This is a genomic window from Georgenia sp. TF02-10 (genome assembly GCF_022759505.1).
Taxonomy (GTDB): Bacteria; Actinomycetota; Actinomycetes; order Actinomycetales; family Actinomycetaceae; genus TF02-10.
On the sequence record NZ_CP094289.1, the window covers coordinates 635824 to 652785 of the forward strand.

A 16962-nucleotide genomic window follows, 5' to 3' on the forward strand; every position below is an offset into this window, starting at 1 on the left:
GCGGCGGGGATCCGGCGCGCCCTGACCGGCCCCGCCATGACCGGCCCAGCCATGACCGGCCCAGCCATGACCGGCCAGGTCAGCGGACAACGTCGGCCAGGAAGCCCAGCAGCGCCTCGGTGACCTCCGCCGGGGCCTCCTCGGGCAGGAAGTGCCCGGCGCGGTCCAGCACCACCTGCTGGAGCGGGCCGTCCACGTAGCAGGCGTCCCGGCGGAAGGCGCGGGCGCCCATGAGCGGGTCCTGCCCGCCCCGGACGGTGAGCACCGGTGCCGTCACCGGGGTGCGCAGCGCCGCCAGGTACCGCCGGCCGTCGGGCCGCGGGGTGGAGCGGACCAGCCAGCGGAAGTGCTCCATGGTGCTGTGCGCGGCGAACGGCAGCCCCATCGCCTCGGTGTACAGGTCGGCGTGGGCGGCGGCGCCGTCGTTGCCCGGCGCCGACCACGCCCGCAGCAGGCGGGCCACCAGGTCCCCCCTGGTGAGGGCCTGCTCGGGGAACCAGGGCACCTGGAACCGCAGCAGGGGACCCAGGGCCCGGGCCGGGACCGTGCGCAGGGTGTGCAGGGGCACCGGGTGCGGGTTGGCCAGCACGGCCACCGCCCGGGTCACCGCCGGCGCAAAGGTGGGCATGGACCACGCCACCGTGCCGCCGAACCCGTGCCCGACGACGACGGCCCCGGCGGCCCCGAGGGACCGGATCACCCCCGCGACGTCCCGGGCCAGGACGTCGGTCTCGTGCCGGCGCGGCGGCTTGTCCGAGCCGGCGAAGCCGCGCAGGTCCATCGCGGCCACCCGGTAGCCGGCCTCGGCCAGCGGCGGGATCTGGTGGCGCCAGGCCCACCAGAACTGCGGGAAGGCGTGCAGCAGGACCACCAGCGGCCGGTCGGGGTCGGGCGGGCCGGCCAGGGCGACGTGGAACTGGGCGCCGTTGGCGGCCACGTCCCGGTGCTCCCAGGGGCCGGGGACGAGCACGCAGCTGGAGTCGGCGACCACGACCGGCACCGTACCGGGTGCCGCCGCCCGCCCCGCCGCGTCCCGCCCCTGCCGCCTGCCCGGCCGCGCCCGGCCGCGCCGCCCGGACCGCGCCGGCGACGGCCCGGCCGGCGGCTACAGCAGGGCCAGCAGCAGCATGTACGTGCCGGTGCCCGCGACGATGCTGAGCAGGGCGTTGCGCCGCCACAGGTGCACCGCCGCGGTGACGACGACGGCGAGGAGCTCGGGCAGCCCGTGCGGGGCGACGGTGACGTCCACCGTCGCGAGGGTGTAGACCACCAGGATCGCCATGACCCCCAGCGGCATGGTCCGGCCGAGATAACGGACCAGCCGGGACTCCCCGGTGCGGCGCAGGAGCAGGAACGGCGCCAGGCGCAGCGCGTAGGTCACCGCGAAGATGACCAGAAGGGTGAGCAGGACGTCGCCGGGGCTAACCACCGCGGCCCTCCGGTTGGTCGCCGTGCTGATCGGGCCCGGCGTCCTGCTCCGGGCCGGCGCCGTCGTGACCCGGTCCGCCAGCGTGACCCGGCCGGCCGCCGTCGTGCCGGGACGCCAGGGCGAACCGGACCATGAGCACCACCACGAAGGCTCCGAGCGCCAGGACGAGCATGCTCCCCGGGGCGACGGCCAGGGCGAGGCCGGCGCAGGCGAGCGCAACCACCAGCGTGACCGGGTCGGGGCTGGCGCGGAAGGCGTCGATGGTGAGCACCACGAACAGGGCGGTCAGCGCGAAGCCCAGGCCGGCCGGGTCCCAGTCCAGCCGGGCGCCCAGCAGCGCCCCGGCGGTGGACCCGGTGAGCCAGTACAGGTGGCACAGGACCTCGGTGGCCAGCACCCGCCGGCCGGTCAGCTCCTGCCGCGGCCGGGTGGCCAGCAGGGCGTAGGCCTCGTCGGTCAGGGCGTGCACGCCGTACGCCCGGCCCAGGCCCGAGCGGATCTTCAGCAGCGGGAAGCTCAGCCCGTAGAAGATGTGCCGGAAGTTGACGAAGAAGGTGGTCACCGCGACCTGGGCGAGGCCGACCCCGCCGGTGACCAGCCCGATGGCGAGGAACTCCATCGACCCGGCGTAGATGAGGACGGAGAACACCGGCGCCCACCACCACGCCAGGCCGCTGGTGACCAGCAGCATCCCGAACGCGGCCCCGAGCGGCAGGTACCCCATGCCGACGCCGGCCGTGTCGCGGGTGGCGACGGCGACGTCGTGCCGCCAGCCGGCCGGTCCGCCGGCGCCGCCGAGCGGCCCGCGCCCACCCGTCGAGGGGTCGGGGAGGGGCGCGGGCACGCTCCGACTGTAGGACGCCCGCCGGGGTGGGGTGGCTACCGGTGCATGCCCCGGCTGATCTGCTCCATCACCGAGGAGTCGGCAAGGGTGGTGACGTCCCCGGCCGGCCGGCCCTCGGCGATGTCCCGCAGCAGCCGGCGCATGATCTTCCCCGACCGGGTCTTCGGCAGCTCGGCCACCACCAGGATCGAGCGCGGCTTGGCGATCGGCCCGATCTCCCGGGCCACGTGCGCCCGGAGCTCGGCCACGATGTCGGCGCCCTCGCCCTGCTGCTCGGCCCGCTCGAGGTACTCGGCACGCAGGATGACGAAGGCGACCACCGCTTGCCCGGTGGTGTCGTCAGTGGCGCCGACGACGGCGGCCTCGGCGACGGCGTCGTGGGAGACCAGCGCGGACTCGATCTCTGTGGTGGAGAGCCGGTGCCCGGAGACGTTCATGACGTCGTCGACCCGCCCGAGGAGCCAGATGTCGCCGTCGTCGTCCTTCTTGGCGCCGTCGCCGGCGAAGTACATCCCCTCGAACCGGGACCAGTAGGTGTCGTAGAACCGCTGCGGGTCCCCCCAGATGCCGCGGAGCATCGCCGGCCACGGCTCGGTCAGGACCAGGTACCCGCCGCCGCCGTTGGGCACCGGCTGCCCGGCCTCGTCCAGGACCTCGGCGCTGATCCCGGGCAGCGGGCGCATGGCCGAGCCCGGCTTGGCCGCGGTCACCCCGGGCAGCGGGGAGATCATGATCGCGCCGGTCTCGGTCTGCCACCAGGTGTCCACCACCGGGGTGCGGTCCCCGCCGACGACCCGCCGGTACCACATCCACGCCTCGGGGTTGATCGGCTCGCCCACGCTGCCGAGCACCCGGAGGGAGGACAGGTCGTGCCGGCCGGGGAACTCCTCGCCCCACTTCATGCAGGTGCGGATGGCGGTGGGCGCGGTGTAGAGGATGGAGACCTTGTACTTCTCCACGATCTGCCACCAGCGGTCCTTGTCCGGGGTGTCCGGGGTGCCCTCGTAGATGACCTGGGTGGCGCCGTTGAGCAGCGGGCCGTAGGTGATGTAGCTGTGCCCGGTCACCCAGCCGATGTCCGCGGTGCACCAGTACACGTCCGTCTCGGGCTTGAGGTCGAAGACGTACCTGTGGGTGAAGGCGCACTGGGTGAGGTACCCGCCGGTGGTGTGCATGATGCCCTTGGGCTTGCCGGTGGTGCCGGAGGTGTACAGCACGTACAGCGGGTGCTCGGCCTCCACCGGGACGGGGGTGTGCTCGGGGGAGGCGGCGGCCAGCGCCTCCTCCCAGGACACGTCGCGGCCCTCGGTCCAGGCCACCTCCTGGCCGGTGCGGTGCACGACCAGGACCCGCTCGACCGGGGTGCCCTTGGCCAGCGCCTCGTCGACGGCGGGCTTGAGCGCCATCGGCTTGCCGCGGCGGTACCCGCCGTCGGCGGTGATGACGACGCGGGCCTCGGCGTCGTTGATGCGGCTGTGCAGGGCCTCGGCGGAGAACCCGCCGAAGACCACCGAGTGCGGGGCGCCGATCCGGGCGCAGGCGAGCATGGCGATGACCGCCTCGGGGATCATCGGCAGGTAGATCGCCACCCGGTCCCCGGTCCGCACGCCCAGCTCGGTCAGGGCGTTGGCGGCCCGGGATACCTCGTCCTTCAGGTCGGCGTAGGTCAGCGTGCGGGTGTCGCCCGGCTCGCCCTCGAAGTGGATGGCCACCCGCTCCCCCCGGCCGGCGGCGACGTGCCGGTCGACGGCGTTGTAGGCGGCGTTGAGGGTGCCGTCGGCGAACCAGCGGGCCACCGGGGCGGCGGAGAAGTCCAGCACCTGGGTGAAGTCCTTCGACCAGGTCAGCAGTTCGCGGGCCTGCTCCGCCCAGAACGCCTCGCGGTCGGCGGCCCGCTCGTAGAGGTCGGGCTGGGCGTTCGCCTGGGCGGCGAACTCCGGGCTGGGCGGGAACGAGCGGTCCTCGTGCAGCAGGTTCGCCAGGCCGCCCTCGGCGGTGGCGGTGACGTCGGGCTGGGACATCGATGTCCTCCTGGTCTCGTGCGGTCCGGGGAGGGGCGGTCGCTGTGCTTCCGCTCACAGTCTGTCGACGTCAAGATATCCGAGCTGGGGGCCGGGGTACACCCGGGTGCCGCCACGGCGTCAACGAGGGGCGCGCATCCTGTGTAGTCGTTGAAGCGCTTTCCCGTCGACGGGAAAGCGCTTCAACGACTACACAGGATGATCGGCTCCCCCTCCGAGGCTTGAGCACAGGCTCATCCGGCTGGGCGCAATGCGGGGACGGGTCAGGGCGCGTCGGGGCCGGTGGCCCGGCGGCTGCGCTCGTAGGCGCTGCGCCGACGTTCCTCGGTGCGTCCCTGGCGGCGGGCGCCGTGGGAGACGATGCCGGTGCACAGCAGCGCGAGGCCGTACAGCGCCAGCCGGGCCGAGCCGGCGTCGGCCAGCAGGTGCTGGGCGGCGTTCGTGCCGAGCTGGCCGAGGCCGCGCAGCCGGTCCGCGACCTGCTCGAGCACCTCGCGCGCCTCGGCCGGGAAGGCCACCACGGCGATGCCGGCGAGCAGGACGAGGGCGCCGACGACCAGCGCGCCGACCGAGGACCACCGGGCCGCCAGCAGCACCACGGCGGTGAGCACGAGGCCGCAGGCGAGCTCGGCGATGGCGGCCAGGTTCCGGGTGCCGGTGTCCCACGGGGCGCCGTCGGCGAGGAACAGCCGGGCGCCGCCGTCGGCCACGAGGTACCACGCGATGGGGGCCAGCACGAGGGTGACGACGGCGGCCCAGAGGTGGGCGGCGGCGCGGGAGCGGGGCCGGGCCTGGGTCGCGCCGGCCAGCGCGACGTCGGCCGCCGGGCCGGGGGCGTCCCGGCGGGCTTCCGGGCCGGGGGCGTCCCGGCGGGCTTCCGGGCCGGGTGCGTCGCGCCGGGGTGCCGGGTCCGGTGCCTCCCGCCGGGCGGCCGGGCCGGGTGCGTCCCGCCAGCCCGACGTGGTCCCTGCTGCCGCCCCCGCCGCCGGGGTGCGGTCGCCCACCGGGAGGTGCTCCGTCGGACGGTCATAGCCGGCCGCGCCGGCCGGGCCGTGCGGCGGCTGGCCGGCGGCACTGGCCCCGGACGGGCGGACGGGGGCGTCCCTGCCGGTTGCCTGCTCCTCGTCGGGCGTGCGCGGGTCGTGCACGCCGAGGAAGCCGCGCCGGCGCTCGGCCGTCGTCAGCTGCTCCGGCTCGCTGGTCGGGCCGCGGTCTCCTGCCGGGCGCGGCACCGCCGTCGCCCCGCCGGTCTGCGGCGGGCCGGCCTGGGTCGGCCCGCCCACGGGTCCGTCGCCGGCGGTGGGGCGGCGATCGTCCTGCGGCTGCTGCGTCACGTTGGCCTCCTCGGGTCGCCTCACGGTATGGCAGCGGCCGGCCGGGGCGGGGGAGCCGCGCCGGGGGATCCGGCGCCTACGGTGAGGGGATGGCCGCCGACGTCTCCGCCGCGCTCGCCCGGCTCGCCGCCCTGGACGGGGTCCCCGCGGCGGCCGCGGAGGCCGCCGCGGCGGCGGCCGCGGTGCGCTGGCACCCCGGCCTGCGGCGCCGGTGGCGGGAGGCGCGGGCGGAGACCGCGGTGCGGTCCGCCGTCGCGAGCGGCGCCGTCGAGGGGGCGCACGTGCCGGTGGACTGGCTGCGGGCGGTGGTCGCGGCCGGCCCGCCCGCCGGGTCCGGCGACCGGCCGGGCGAGGCGGGAGATGACGGGCCGCGCGGGGCGGGGGAGGGGCCGGCAGGGGACGGTGACGGGCCCGCCGAGGCCACGGTCCGGGCCGCCTGGCGGGCGCAGGTCCACGTCGGGGACCTCCTCGGCGACCTCGGCGCCCCCGGTCCCGCCCCGGTCGCTCCTGCCGCGCAGGTGCTCGCCGGGCTGCACCGCGACCTCACCGCCCACCTGGTCCCCGGCCACCTGTCCGCCGCGGTGGTGGGCCGCCCCCGTCCGGACGCCGTCGACCGGCTGGGGACGGTCCTCGAGGCGATGGACGCGACGGCGGCCCCGGCGCTCGTCCGGGTGGGCGTGGTGCACGCCGAGATCGTCACCGCGGCGCCGTTCGGCGTGGCCGACGGGCTGCTGGCCCGCGCCGTCGCCCGGCTGCTCGCGGTGCGCAGCGGCCTGGAGCCGACCGGCGTCGCCGTGCTGGACGCTCACCCCGCGGCCGACCCGGCCGGGTACCGCCGCGCCCTGGCCGGTTACGCCAGCGGCACGCCGGCGGGGGTGGCGTCCTGGCTGACCTACCAGGCTCAGGCGGTGGTCGTGGGTGCCGCCGCCGGGGCGGCGGTGGCCGACGCCGTGCTGGCCGGCCGCCTGGGCGCCGGTGACGAGGCCGCGGCGCCGCGCGAACCCGCGGGGTGAGCCGGCCCCGGCCGGCATTCGCCGGGCCAGCCGGACCAAGCCGGTCCGAGCCGGACCAGCCGGGCCTGGCCGGGTCGGACCCGTCGGCGCTCCCAGCTGTGCGCCCGGTCAGAGCGTCCCGGTGAGCGCCTGCAGCCCTAGGCTGCTCAGGGCGACGGCGACCCAGAGGATCCCGCCGAGCGCCAGGGGCCGCCAGCCGGACCGGCGCAGCGCGTCGATGGGCGTGAGCATCCCGATCGCCGTCATCGCCATCGTCGTCAGCAGGACCGTCAGCCACCTGATCGGTGCCTGCGCCCCGTCCGGCACCAGGCCCAGGCTGTTCACGGCCGCCGCGAGGAGGAAGAGGACGAGGAACGTCGGGACGAGCGTGCGCCACGGCAGGCGCCCCCGCCCGGTCGGCGGCCCCGTGGCGGTCCCCGCGGCTCCCGCCCCCGCGCCGGCCGGGCCGCCGGGCTGCCCACCGGCCTCGGCCGCGCCCGCCCGGGCCGCGCGGCTTGCCGCCAGGTGCGTCCGCACGGCCAGCCACACGGAGATCGGCACGATCAGGAGCGTCCGGGAGAGCTTGACGACGACGGCGTAGGAGGTGGCCGCCGCGCCGTAGACGGTCGCAGCCGCGACGACCGAGGAGGTGTCGTTGATCGCCGTCCCCGCCCACAGGCCGAAGGACTCCTGGCTCATGCCCAGCAGGTGACCGAGGAAGGGAAAGAGGACGGCGGCCAGGACGTTGAACACGAAGATCGTCGTCACCGCGAGCGAGATCGCCGTGCCGCCCGCACCGGTGACCGCGCTCACCGTGGCAATCGCCGAGGCGCCGCAGATGCCGGTCCCCACCCCGACGAGGGTGCGCGTCTCCTGGTCGACGCCGAGCCAGCGGCCGAGGAGCGCCGCGCCGGCGAGGGCCACCGCGATCGTGCCGACCATGACCGGCAACGAACCCACGCCGACCTCGAGCACCTCGCCCAGCGACAGCCCGAACCCGAGGAGGACGACGGCGGCCTGGAGCACCTTCTTGGACGTGAACGCCAGGCCCGGGCCCAGCGCGGACGTGCGCCGGCCGAGGACGCGGCCGAGGAGGAGACCGAGCAGGATCCCCACGACCGGCCCGCCCATGACGGGGACGAGCCCGCCGATGCCCATCGCCACGAGCGCGACGACGGCGCACAGCCCCACGCCCGCCCAGAACCCCCCGCGCTCCACCAAACGGGCAGGGCGCTGCTCCTGCTGCGGGGCGGGCTCTGGCGTCGGGCGGGCGGCCGGGGGCTGGGTCACCCGGCCAGGATCGTCCAGCGCCGCGCCCGAACGCCAGGCTGCGGTCACCGCCTCCGGGCCGCGACTACCCCCTCGCAGCAGGGCGCGGCTCCCTCCTGTCGACGGCGGCCCGCTGCACCACCCACGCGTTTCCGACCTTCTGCCCCGCCAGGCTCCCGGTCTCCAGGCGCTGGAGCACCGCCTGGCGCGACGTGCCCAGCTGCTCGGCCGCCTGGGTGACCGACAACAGCTCCGGCACCGGCTCCAGCCCGGCACGCGCGTAGAAGTCGTCGGTGGTCATGGCCGCCACCGCGACGACGGTGCGTCCGGTGCTGCTCTCGGCCACGGCCACGGCGGTGCGGACGGCCTGGGTGAGGCTGGCGGCGTCGACGGACAGGATGATCGCGAGGTGCCCGGTCGGGGCGGTGGTGACCGCGGCGGCGTACTCAGCGAGGTCGTCGATGACGTGCTCGACGAGAGAGTCGGGGGCCTTCCTGCCGAGCATGTCGAGCTCGACGGTGGCGTTGTAGCTGGTGCTCATGCTGGGGCTTCTTCTCTTCTGGTCGTGATAGGCAGCGGAAGGCACCTCCTTCGCGTCCCGCGCCACCCGGCCCCTTACCTCGGGGGCCAGTGAAACCCGCGCCGCCTGAGCGGTGCGAGCGAGCTGAGCCACGACCTCCGGTCGCTGGGTGTACCCGCGGACGTGGTCACGCGCTGGCCCTCTGCGTAGACGATCAGGTGCCCCTTGCTACTTGACGCGGGTGGTGTACCCAGCCCCAGAGCCGGCGAGTCCCGTCGTCCCGTCCCGCCGGCCCGGTCCCGTCCACACCCCGTCCGGACTGCTGCTGTCCACAGCCGGCCCCCGCGGACGCCGCGCCGAGGCGCAGCATCGTGCTCGTCGACGTCGAAAGGACTGCCCATGGCCCCCGCGGAGCACCCGCAGGTCCTCCTGCGCACCGACCAGCCGGACGTCCAGGCGCAGGTGCGCCGGCTCACCGACCTCGCCGGCCTGGACCTGATGGTGGTGGCCGCCGGCCGGGGCGGTCCGCCGGCCGCCGTCGTCCTGGACGACGACGGCACCGAGCTGCACCTGCGGGTGGACCCGGACCGGACCACTCCGCTGCCCGGCACCGGCCCGGTGCCGGCGACCGTCCGCCTGCCCCGCGACGCCGGCGCGCTGCTGGACGTGCTCGTCGCCGCCGGCACCCCCTACCGGGCCCGCACCGTGGGGGTGCTCGGCGCGCACGGCGGCGCCGGGGCGTCGGTGCTCGCCGCCGGCCTGGCCCGCGCCGCGGTGGCCGCCGGGGCGGCGACGGCGCTGGTGGACCTCGACCCGGCCGGCGGCGGGCTGGACGTCCTGCTCGGCCTCGAGCACGACCCGGGCCAGCGGTGGGGGGACCTGCAGGCCGAGCGCGGCGCGCTGCTGCCCGAGCGGCTCGCCCTCGCCCTGCCCACCTGGCAGCTGGTCCGGGTGCTCTCCGGGGACCGGCGCGGCGGCGTCACCCCCACCGGGCTGGTGGTCCGCTCGGCGGTCCGGGCCCTGGGCCAGGGGCACGACGTCGTCGTGCTGGACCTGCCGCGCGAGCTCCTCGCCGGCGGGCCGGCGGCCGAGCTGTGGCTGCCGTGGTGCGAGCACCTGCTGCTGCTCACCACCGGCGGGGTCCGCGGGTGGGCGGCCGCGCACGCCGCCGCGCAGGCCCTGCCCGGGCAGGACCTGCGCCTGGTGGTCCGCGGCGCCGCCGACGCCGACGCCCTGGCCGCCGCCGTCGGGCTGCCGCTGGCCGCGCACCTGCGGGAGGAGCGCAGCCTGCCCGGCGCCATCGAGCACGGCCTCACCCCCGGGGACCAGCGCCGCGGGCCGGTCCGGACCACCGCCCGGGCCCTGGTCGCCAGCCTGGGGCTGGTGCCGTGACCGCCGTCGGGCGGGTGCGCACCGCGGTGGCCCAGGGCGTCCCGCTGCCGGCCGCCCTCGCCGAGGGTGCCGACGGCGGGGCCGGCCCGCTGGGCGCCGGCGGGCTGCTGCGCCTGGACGCCGAGGTCCGCGCGCACCTGCGCGGCGCCGGGGAGCTCCAGCCGCTGCTGGAGGATCCGAGCGTGACCGACGTCCTGGTCAACGGCACCGAGGGGGTGTGGGTGGACCGCGGGCACGGGCTGGAGTCGGTGGCGCTGACGTTCCCCGACGCCGCCGCCGTCCGCGCGCTGGCCGCCCGGCTGGCCGCCGCCTGCGGGCAGCGGCTGGACGACGCCAGCCCGGTGGTGGACGGCTCGCTGCCCGATGGAACCCGGCTGCACGCCGTCCTGCCCCCGCTGTCCGCCACCGGCACGCTCATCTCGCTGCGCACCCACCGAGCCCATGGGCTCACCCTGGACGACCTCGTGCGCCTCGGCACCGTCCCCGCCCCGCTGGCGCCGGTGCTGCGCGCCCTGGTGGCCCGGCGCACCAACGTCCTGGTCTCCGGCGCCACCGGCTCGGGCAAGACCACGCTGCTGGCGGCGCTGCTGTCGCTGGCCGGCGGGGACGAGCGGATCGTGTGCATCGAAGAGTCCGCCGAGCTGCGCCCGGACCACCCGCACGTGGTGCACCTCCAGCTGCGCCGGGCGAACGTCCAGCAGGTCGGGGAGGTCCCGCTGAGCGAGCTGGTCCGCGCCGCGATGCGGATGCGGCCGGACCGGATCGTGCTCGGGGAGTGCCGCGGCGCCGAGGTCCGGGACGTGCTGGCCGCCCTGAACACCGGGCACGACGGCGGCTGGGCCACCGTGCACGCCAACGCCTGCGCCGACGTCCCCGCCCGGCTCGTCGCCCTCGGCGCGCTCGCCGGCCTGGCCGAGGCCACGGTCGCCGCCCAGGCCGCCAGCGCCCTGGACGCGGTGCTGCACCTGCGCCGGGACGACGCCGGCGCCCGGCGGCTGGTCGAGGTGGCCGTGCTGGGCCGGGCCGGGCCCGAGCTGCGCACCGAGCCGGCGCTGCTGGCCGACCGGGCCGGCCGGGTCCGCAGCGGCCCGGGCTGGGCCCGGCTCGCGGCCCGGCTGGGCCTGGACCCCGGCGCGGTCCCGGGCGCCGAGGTCGCGGCCTCCGGTCCCGTCCGGGCTCCCGTGCCGGCACCCGTCGACGGCGCCGCACCGGTCGACGTGCCGGCTCCCGTGCCGGCAGCCGGCGACGGCGCCGCACCGGTCGCCGTGCCGGCTCCCGTGACGGCACGCGGCGATGGCGCGGCATCCGTCGTCGGTGCGGCACCGGTCCACGGCGGGGCGCCGCGCCGTGGACCGGTGCCGGCACGCGGCGGGAGGCACCTGATGGCAGCGGCCGCCGTCGGGCTGCTGCTGGCGCTCGCCGCCCTGCTCCTCACCCGCGCCCCGGCCCGCCCGCCCCGGCGCCGCCGCCGGGCCCCCGGCCACCGCGCCGCCGGCCGGCGCGCCGCGCCCCGCTCGACCTGGGCGTCGTGGTCACCGAGGTCGCCACCCGGCTGCGCGCCGGGGCCGACGTCGAGTCGGCCTGGGCGGCCGCGCTGGCCCGGTCCGGGCTGCCCGACGCCGCCGGGGCCGCCGGGGCCGACGGGGCCACCGACCAGACCGGTGCGCCGACGGCGCTGCTCGCCCTGGCCGGCGCCGCCACCCGGTCCGGCCGGGTCCGGCGCCGCCTCGGCGAGGCGGCCCAGGCGCGCTGCCCGGCACCATCGCCGCCTGCCGGCTCACCGCCGAGATCGGGGCACCGCTGGCGGAGGTCCTCGACCGCTGCGCCCGCGGCCTGACCGAGGCCGGGCAGGCCCGGGCCGCCCGGGCGATCGCCCTCGCCGGGCCGCGGGCCACCGCCCGGCTGCTGGGCTGGCTGCCGCTGCTCGGGCTGATGCTGGGGGTGGCGGTCGGTGCCGACCCGCTCGCCGTCCTGCTCGGCGGCGGGGTCGGCACGGCGTGCCTCCTCGGCGGCGTCGGGCTCATGGTCGCCGGCCGGCGGTGGGCGGCCGCCCTGGAGCGGGCCGCCCGGCAGGCGGGGGATGAACGTGCCGGTCGGCGTGCTGCTCGTCCTCGCGCTGCTCGCCGCCCTGCCCTGGCTGCTGGCCCGGCCACCGGCGCGGGCGGGCGGCGGCGGTCCGGACCACGGCGCCGGGCCGGGGTGGTCGACGTCGCCGTCCTGCTCGACCTGGCCGACGCCGCGCTCGCCGCCGGCTCCTCCGTCCCGGGCACCCTGCAGGCCCTCGGTCGGGCGCTGGACCCCGGCCCGGCCGCGCCGGCGCGCCCGGCGGGGCCGTCCGGCCCGCTGCGGGCCCCTGGCGCCGGGCGCGACGGGGTCGAGGTGGCCGCCGCGCTGCGCCAGGCCGGGGCCGCGCTGCTGCTCGGCGCCGACTGGGCGGAGGCGTGGGCCGGAGCCCCGGCCGGGCTGGCCCCGCTCGCCGACGCCCTGCAGCCGGCCTGGGTCTCCGGCGCCGCCCCCGGGCCGTTGCTGCAGCGGGCCGCCGAGGCGCTGCGCGCCGGGCGCCACCAGCAGGCCCAGGAGGCGGCCGCCCGCCTCGGCGTCCGTCTCGTGCTGCCCCTCGGGCTGTGCTTCCTGCCGGCGTTCGTGCTCCTCGGCGTCGTCCCGGTGGTCATCGCCGCCGGCGGCCGGGTGCTCGGCGGCTGACCCGAGGCCGCACCCACGCCGCCGGGGGCCGTCGGTGGCCGACGAGCACCAGGACCCCCGTACCGGCGGCACCGCCTCGTACCGGCGGCACCGCCCGTGCCGGCGGCACCACCCCTGCCGGGGACACCCGCGTGCCCGCCGGAACCACTGGCCTGCCGGCGCCACCACCGGACCGCCGGCGGCGCCGTCGGCTCCACACGGCGGTCGGCGCTGTCGAGAGCTCCACAACGACGGCCCCGGCCCCGCCGGCGCGGCGGCACCGGCGCGCACCCTCTCAGGCAGACCGGCGCGGGCCGGTCCGCCCCGGACGGGGCCGACGAAGGGAGCGACCATGAAGACTGTTCGACGGCGGTGGGGCACGGTGCGGGTGGCGCTGGTGCGGCGGGTGGCCGCCGTGCGGGAGACCGGTGAGGCGGGCATGGCGACGGCGGAGTACGCCATCGGCACGGTCGCCGCCGCCTCCCTCGCGAGCATCCTGCTGTGGATCCTCAAGAGCGAGTGGGTGCGAGAGCTCATCTCGGACCTCATCCGCAAGGCGCTCGGGCTGGGATGAGCGGGCCCCACGCCCGGGTGGGTGGGCGCCGCGGCGCCCGCCCGCCCGGGCACCGCGGCGGACCGGGGCACCGGCCGACCGACCGGGGCGGCGTCACCGCCGAGCTGGCCCTGGTGCTGCCGGCGGTCGTGCTGCTCCTGGTGGTCCTGCTGGTGGCGGCCGCCGCCGCGGTCAGCCAGGTCCGCGTCGCCGACGCCGCCCGGGCGGGGGCCCGGGCGGCCGCCCTCGGCGAGCCGGCCGCGGTCATCACCTCGGTCGCCGAGCACCTGGCCGGGCCCGCCGCGACGGTCCGGGTGGGCCGGGACCAGGGCTACGTCGTCGTGACGGTCACCCGGGAGCTGCCCGGCCTGCTCGCGGTGACGGACCTGACCGCCCGGGCCACCGCCCGGGCCGTGCCGGAGCCCGGGGAGGGGCCGTGACCGGCCGCACCGGTAGCGGCGGCGTGGGGCGCGCCTGCTCCCGGCCCGGCACCCCGCCACGGGCCGGCGGCGTGCGGCGCCCCGGCCGGGACCGCGACCGCGGCTCCGGCACCGTGCTCGCGCTGGGCCTGATCGCGGTGCTCATGGTGCTCACCCTGGCCGTGGTGGGCCTGGCCCGCGCGGTCCACGCCCGCGGCACCGCGCAGACCGCGGCCGACCTCGGCGCGCTGGCCGCCGCCGCGGCGGTGCAGCGGCCCACCGGCACCGAGCCGTGCGTCGCCGCCCGGACGGTGGTGGCGGCCAACGACGCCGAGCTCACCGGCTGCACGGTGACCGGGGAGGTCGCGGTGGTCAGCACGGCTGCGGCGGTCGCCGGCGTCGGCGGTGGTGACGCGGGCGCCGGCGGCCGGCTGCTGGCGCGGGCCACCGCCCGAGCCGGCCCTGCGCCGTGACTCCCCGGCCGGCCCGGCGCCGTGACCCAGGCCGGCCCGGCGCCGTGACCCCGGCAACGGGGATCGCGCGCGCCCGCCCTGGGTGCTCAGGCCGGCGCGTGGCGCAGCAGCAGCCGCAGCAGCGTCACCGCCCCGGCCTTGTCCAGCGGGGAGTTGGCGTTGCCGCACTTGGGCGACTGCACGCAGCTGGGGCAGCCGTCCAGGCAGCCGCAGGAGGTGATGGCGTCGAGGGTGGCCCGCAGCCACGCCGCGGCCGCCCGGTAGCCGCGCTCGGCGAAGCCGGCCCCGCCGGGGTAGCCGTCGTGGACGAAGACGGTGGGCTGCCCGGTCTGCGGGTGCCGTGCGGTGGACAGCCCGCCGATGTCCCACCGGTCGCAGGTAGCCAGCAGGGGCAGCAGGCCGATCGAGGCGTGCTCGGCGGCGTGCAGCGACCCGGGCAGGCGGTCCGCGGTCAGCCCGGCGGCGCTGCACGCGGCCTCGCTGACCGTCCACCACACCGCCCGGGTCTCCAGCACCCGCTCGGGCATGTCGAGCGGGTAGGACCCGATGATGTCCAGGCCGGGCAGCCGACGGCGGTCGTACCCGGTGACCTGGCTGGTCACCTCCACGTCCCCGAAGGACCAGCGCACCCCGTCCGGAGCTTCGTCGGGCACGTCACCGGAGACCTCGGTCGGTACGCCGCCCGGGACGTCGGCCGGTGTCCGTTCCGGGCCCTGGGCCGGCGCGCCCGCCGCGACCTCGCCGCCCGCCCCGCCAGCCCCGCCCGGGCTCTCGGCCGCCACCCCGGCGCGCGGGGCGCCGGCGGGGACGGGACCGCCCGCGGCGGACCCGCCCCCGGCCGGCCACACCGCCGCGTCCCGCTCGGCAAGGATGCGCACCGATGAGGACCCCCGGGCCTTGGTCCGGTACCCCAGGTCCGCGGCGGGGTGGACCAGGGCGACGTCGTCGGTCAGCTCCTCCACCACGAACGTGCTGCCCTGGTGGACGTAGACCGCGCCGGGGTGGACGGTGGCGTCCGCCCGGTCGCCGTCGACCGTGCCGAGCACCGCCCCGGTCCCGGCCTCGACGACCGCCACCGGGGCCGCGTCCCCGCCGCGCAGCCCGGTCAGGTCCTGCGGCCGCTCCGGCCGGGCGATGTTCCAGAACCAGCCGGTCGGGCGGCGGCGCAGCAGGCCGCGGTCGACAAGCGCGGCGAGCAGGTCGGCGTCCGCCAGCCCGAACCGGGCGAGGTCCGGCTCGGTCAGCGCCAGCTCGGCGGCCGCCGCGCACAGGTGGGGCGCCAGCACGTAGGGGTTGGCGGGGTCGAACGTGGTGGCCTCCACGCCGGCGCCGAAGATCGCCTCGGGGTGGTGCACGAGGTAGGCGTCCAGCGGGTTCTCGCTCGCCACCAGCACCGCGACGCCCTCCGCGCCGGCGCGGCCGGCCCGGCCCGCCTGCTGCCAGAGGGAGACCCGGGTGCCCGGCCAGCCGGCGATGACGACGGCGTCCAGGCCGGCCACGTCCACCCCGAGCTCGAGGGCGTTGGTCGTCGCCAGCGCCAGCAGCTCCCCGGAGCGCAGCGCCCGCTCGAGGGCGCGGCGCTCCTCGGGCAGGTACCCGCCCCGGTAGGTGGCCACCCGCGCGGCCAGGTCGGGGTCCACCGGCCGGAGGCGGGTGCGGGCCTGCTCGGCGATCACCTCCGCCCCGGTCCGGGAGCGGACGAACACGAGCGTGCGGGCGCCGGCCCGGACGAGGTCGGCGAGCAGCTCGGCGGCCTCGGTGCCGGCGCTGCGGCGCGGCCCCTCGGTCTCCTCCGTGCCGGTCTCCGCCGTGCCGGCCGCCGCCGGGCCGGTCAGCACGTCCACGCCCTGCCCGGGCCAGGCCGCCGCCGCCCCCTCGGCGAGGGCCGGCTGCCACAGCGCCACCGCCCGCCGCCCGGCGGGCGCGGTGTCCTCGGTGACCGCGACGACGTCCTCGGGCGCCACCCCGACGAGCCGGGCGGCGGTCAGCGCCGGCTCGGCGGTGGTGGCCGAGGCGCACACCACCGTGGGCCGGGCGCCGTAGTGCTCGGCCAGGCGCAGCAGCCGCCGCAGCACCGCCGCGACGTGGGCGCCGAGCACCCCCCGGTAGGCGTGGCACTCGTCCACCACCACGTAGCGCAGCCCGCGCAGCAGCCGGTGCCAGCGCCGGTGCCCGGGCAGCAGCGAGTAGTGCAGGAAGTCGGGGTTGGACAGCACGACGTCGGCGTGCGCGCGGGCCCAGTCCCGCTCGGTCAGCGGGGTGTCCCCGTCGCAGGCGCTCACCCGGACCTCGTCGGCGAGGCCGGCGGCGGCGAGCAGGCGCTCCAGCCCGGCGAGCTGGTCGGCGGCCAGGGCCTTGGTCGGGGCGAGGTAGAGGGTGGTCGGGGAGCGGGTGCCGGCCGGGCGGCCGCGAGCCGCGACCCCGACGGCGCCCGCCCTGCCGGCGGCCCGCGCCGTACCGCCGTCGCCCGCCGCACCACGGCCACGCGGCCCGGCGCCGTCGGCGGCAGCACCGGCGGCCTGCGCCGCGCCGCCGGTCCGTCCAGCCTCGCGCACGGCGGACAGCGCCGGCAGCCAGGCGGCCAGGGACTTGCCGGACCCGGTGCCGGTGGCGATGACGGTGTGCCGGCCGGCCCAGGCCGCCTCCGCCGCCGCCACCTGGTGCACCCACGGGTGCGGCACGCCGGTGCGGCGGTACCCGGCGACGACGTCGGGGTCGGCCCAGGCCGGCCAGGGGGCGGTGGTGCCGGGCCGGGCGGGGAGCTGCTCGACGTGCACCAGCCGCCCGTCGTCGGCGCCCAGCCGGCGGAGCAGGGCGAGCAGGTCCGGTCCGGGCACCGCACCAGTGTGCGCCACCGCGGGGCCGGCCCGGGGCAGGCACCGAAGGTCCGCCCGGACCCGTCCCGCGGACCCGGCCCGCCGCCGTCGACGTGCCCGCTCGACGTAGCGGCGCCGCCTGGACCCGTCCCGCGGACCCGGCCCGCCGCCGTCGCGGTGCCCGGTAAGGTGCGACCACCAACCGCCGGGGGACCGTG

General features: G+C 78.5%; 15 protein-coding genes. 7 read left to right on the forward strand and 8 right to left on the reverse strand.

Translation table 11 applies throughout. The features are described 5' to 3' along the window. Positions 1–79: 79 nt before the first annotated feature. The 5 genes from MF406_RS02860 to MF406_RS02880 form a co-directional block, all read right to left on the reverse strand. A complete protein-coding gene (locus tag MF406_RS02860; RefSeq protein WP_242896510.1) occupies positions 80–991 on the reverse strand; it encodes an alpha/beta fold hydrolase in 912 nt (303 codons plus the stop codon). Between the two features lie 114 nt (positions 992–1105). Then, positions 1106–1429 (reverse strand): branched-chain amino acid transporter permease, encoded by a 324-nt coding sequence (locus tag MF406_RS02865; RefSeq protein ID WP_242896511.1) that lies wholly within the window; start codon positions 1427–1429, stop codon positions 1106–1108. Beyond that, positions 1422–2273 (reverse strand): AzlC family ABC transporter permease, encoded by an 852-nt coding sequence (locus MF406_RS02870; protein WP_242896512.1) that lies wholly within the window; start codon positions 2271–2273, stop codon positions 1422–1424. The genes MF406_RS02865 and MF406_RS02870 overlap by 8 nt, the downstream gene beginning before the upstream one ends. A 35-nt stretch (positions 2274–2308) precedes the next feature. Continuing rightward, on the reverse strand, positions 2309–4294 hold the full coding sequence (acs, locus tag MF406_RS02875; RefSeq protein WP_242896513.1) for an acetate--CoA ligase: 1986 nt from the start codon (positions 4292–4294) through the stop codon (positions 2309–2311). A gap of 263 nt (positions 4295–4557) precedes the next feature. Beyond that, the gene (locus MF406_RS02880) at positions 4558–5628 is read right to left on the reverse strand and encodes a hypothetical protein (protein WP_242896514.1); all 1071 of its coding nucleotides are present in this window, start codon (positions 5626–5628) and stop codon (positions 4558–4560) included. Positions 5629–5717: 89 nt separating this feature from the next. Here MF406_RS02880 and MF406_RS02885 point away from each other — a divergent pair, with 89 nt between their 5' ends. Then, positions 5718–6641: a cell filamentation protein Fic gene (locus MF406_RS02885; protein ID WP_242896515.1), complete on the forward strand. Its 924-nt coding sequence runs from the start codon at positions 5718–5720 to the stop codon at positions 6639–6641. Between the two features lie 108 nt (positions 6642–6749). Here MF406_RS02885 and MF406_RS02890 read toward each other — a convergent pair whose 3' ends face one another. Continuing rightward, positions 6750–7910, reverse strand: coding sequence for a YeiH family protein (locus MF406_RS02890; RefSeq protein ID WP_242896516.1), 1161 nt, complete (start codon positions 7908–7910; stop codon positions 6750–6752). Positions 7911–7974: 64 nt separating this feature from the next. Continuing rightward, positions 7975–8430, reverse strand: a complete 456-nt coding sequence (locus MF406_RS02895) for a helix-turn-helix domain-containing protein (RefSeq protein ID WP_242896517.1) — start codon at positions 8428–8430, stop codon at positions 7975–7977. A 378-nt stretch (positions 8431–8808) separates the two neighbouring features. Between MF406_RS02895 and ssd the strand changes: the two genes are divergently transcribed. The 6 genes from ssd to MF406_RS02930 all read left to right on the forward strand — a co-directional run bounded on the left by ssd (position 8809) and on the right by MF406_RS02930 (position 13928). Continuing rightward, a complete protein-coding gene (gene ssd, locus MF406_RS02900; protein WP_242896518.1) occupies positions 8809–9801 on the forward strand; it encodes a septum site-determining protein Ssd in 993 nt (330 codons plus the stop codon). Further along, positions 9798–11885: a TadA family conjugal transfer-associated ATPase gene (locus MF406_RS18990; protein ID WP_371744582.1), complete on the forward strand. Its 2088-nt coding sequence runs from the start codon at positions 9798–9800 to the stop codon at positions 11883–11885. The genes ssd and MF406_RS18990 overlap by 4 nt, the downstream gene beginning before the upstream one ends. 115 nt (positions 11886–12000) lie before the next feature. Continuing rightward, positions 12001–12504: a type II secretion system F family protein gene (locus tag MF406_RS02910; protein ID WP_242896519.1), complete on the forward strand. Its 504-nt coding sequence runs from the start codon at positions 12001–12003 to the stop codon at positions 12502–12504. A gap of 331 nt (positions 12505–12835) precedes the next feature. Next, complete coding sequence (locus MF406_RS02915; protein WP_242896520.1) at positions 12836–13057, forward strand: DUF4244 domain-containing protein; 222 nt, start codon at positions 12836–12838, stop codon at positions 13055–13057. Further along, positions 13054–13476 (forward strand): TadE family type IV pilus minor pilin, encoded by a 423-nt coding sequence (locus MF406_RS18835; RefSeq protein WP_305852982.1) that lies wholly within the window; start codon positions 13054–13056, stop codon positions 13474–13476. The genes MF406_RS02915 and MF406_RS18835 overlap by 4 nt, the downstream gene beginning before the upstream one ends. Then, positions 13473–13928: an Rv3654c family TadE-like protein gene (locus MF406_RS02930; RefSeq protein ID WP_242897666.1), complete on the forward strand. Its 456-nt coding sequence runs from the start codon at positions 13473–13475 to the stop codon at positions 13926–13928. The genes MF406_RS18835 and MF406_RS02930 overlap by 4 nt, the downstream gene beginning before the upstream one ends. An 86-nt stretch (positions 13929–14014) precedes the next feature. Here the strand turns inward: MF406_RS02930 and MF406_RS02935 are convergent, their stop codons facing one another. Next, entirely contained in the window at positions 14015–16765 is a 2751-nt protein-coding gene (locus tag MF406_RS02935) for a DEAD/DEAH box helicase (RefSeq protein WP_242896521.1), read from the reverse strand. Positions 16766–16962: the final 197 nt, after the last annotated feature.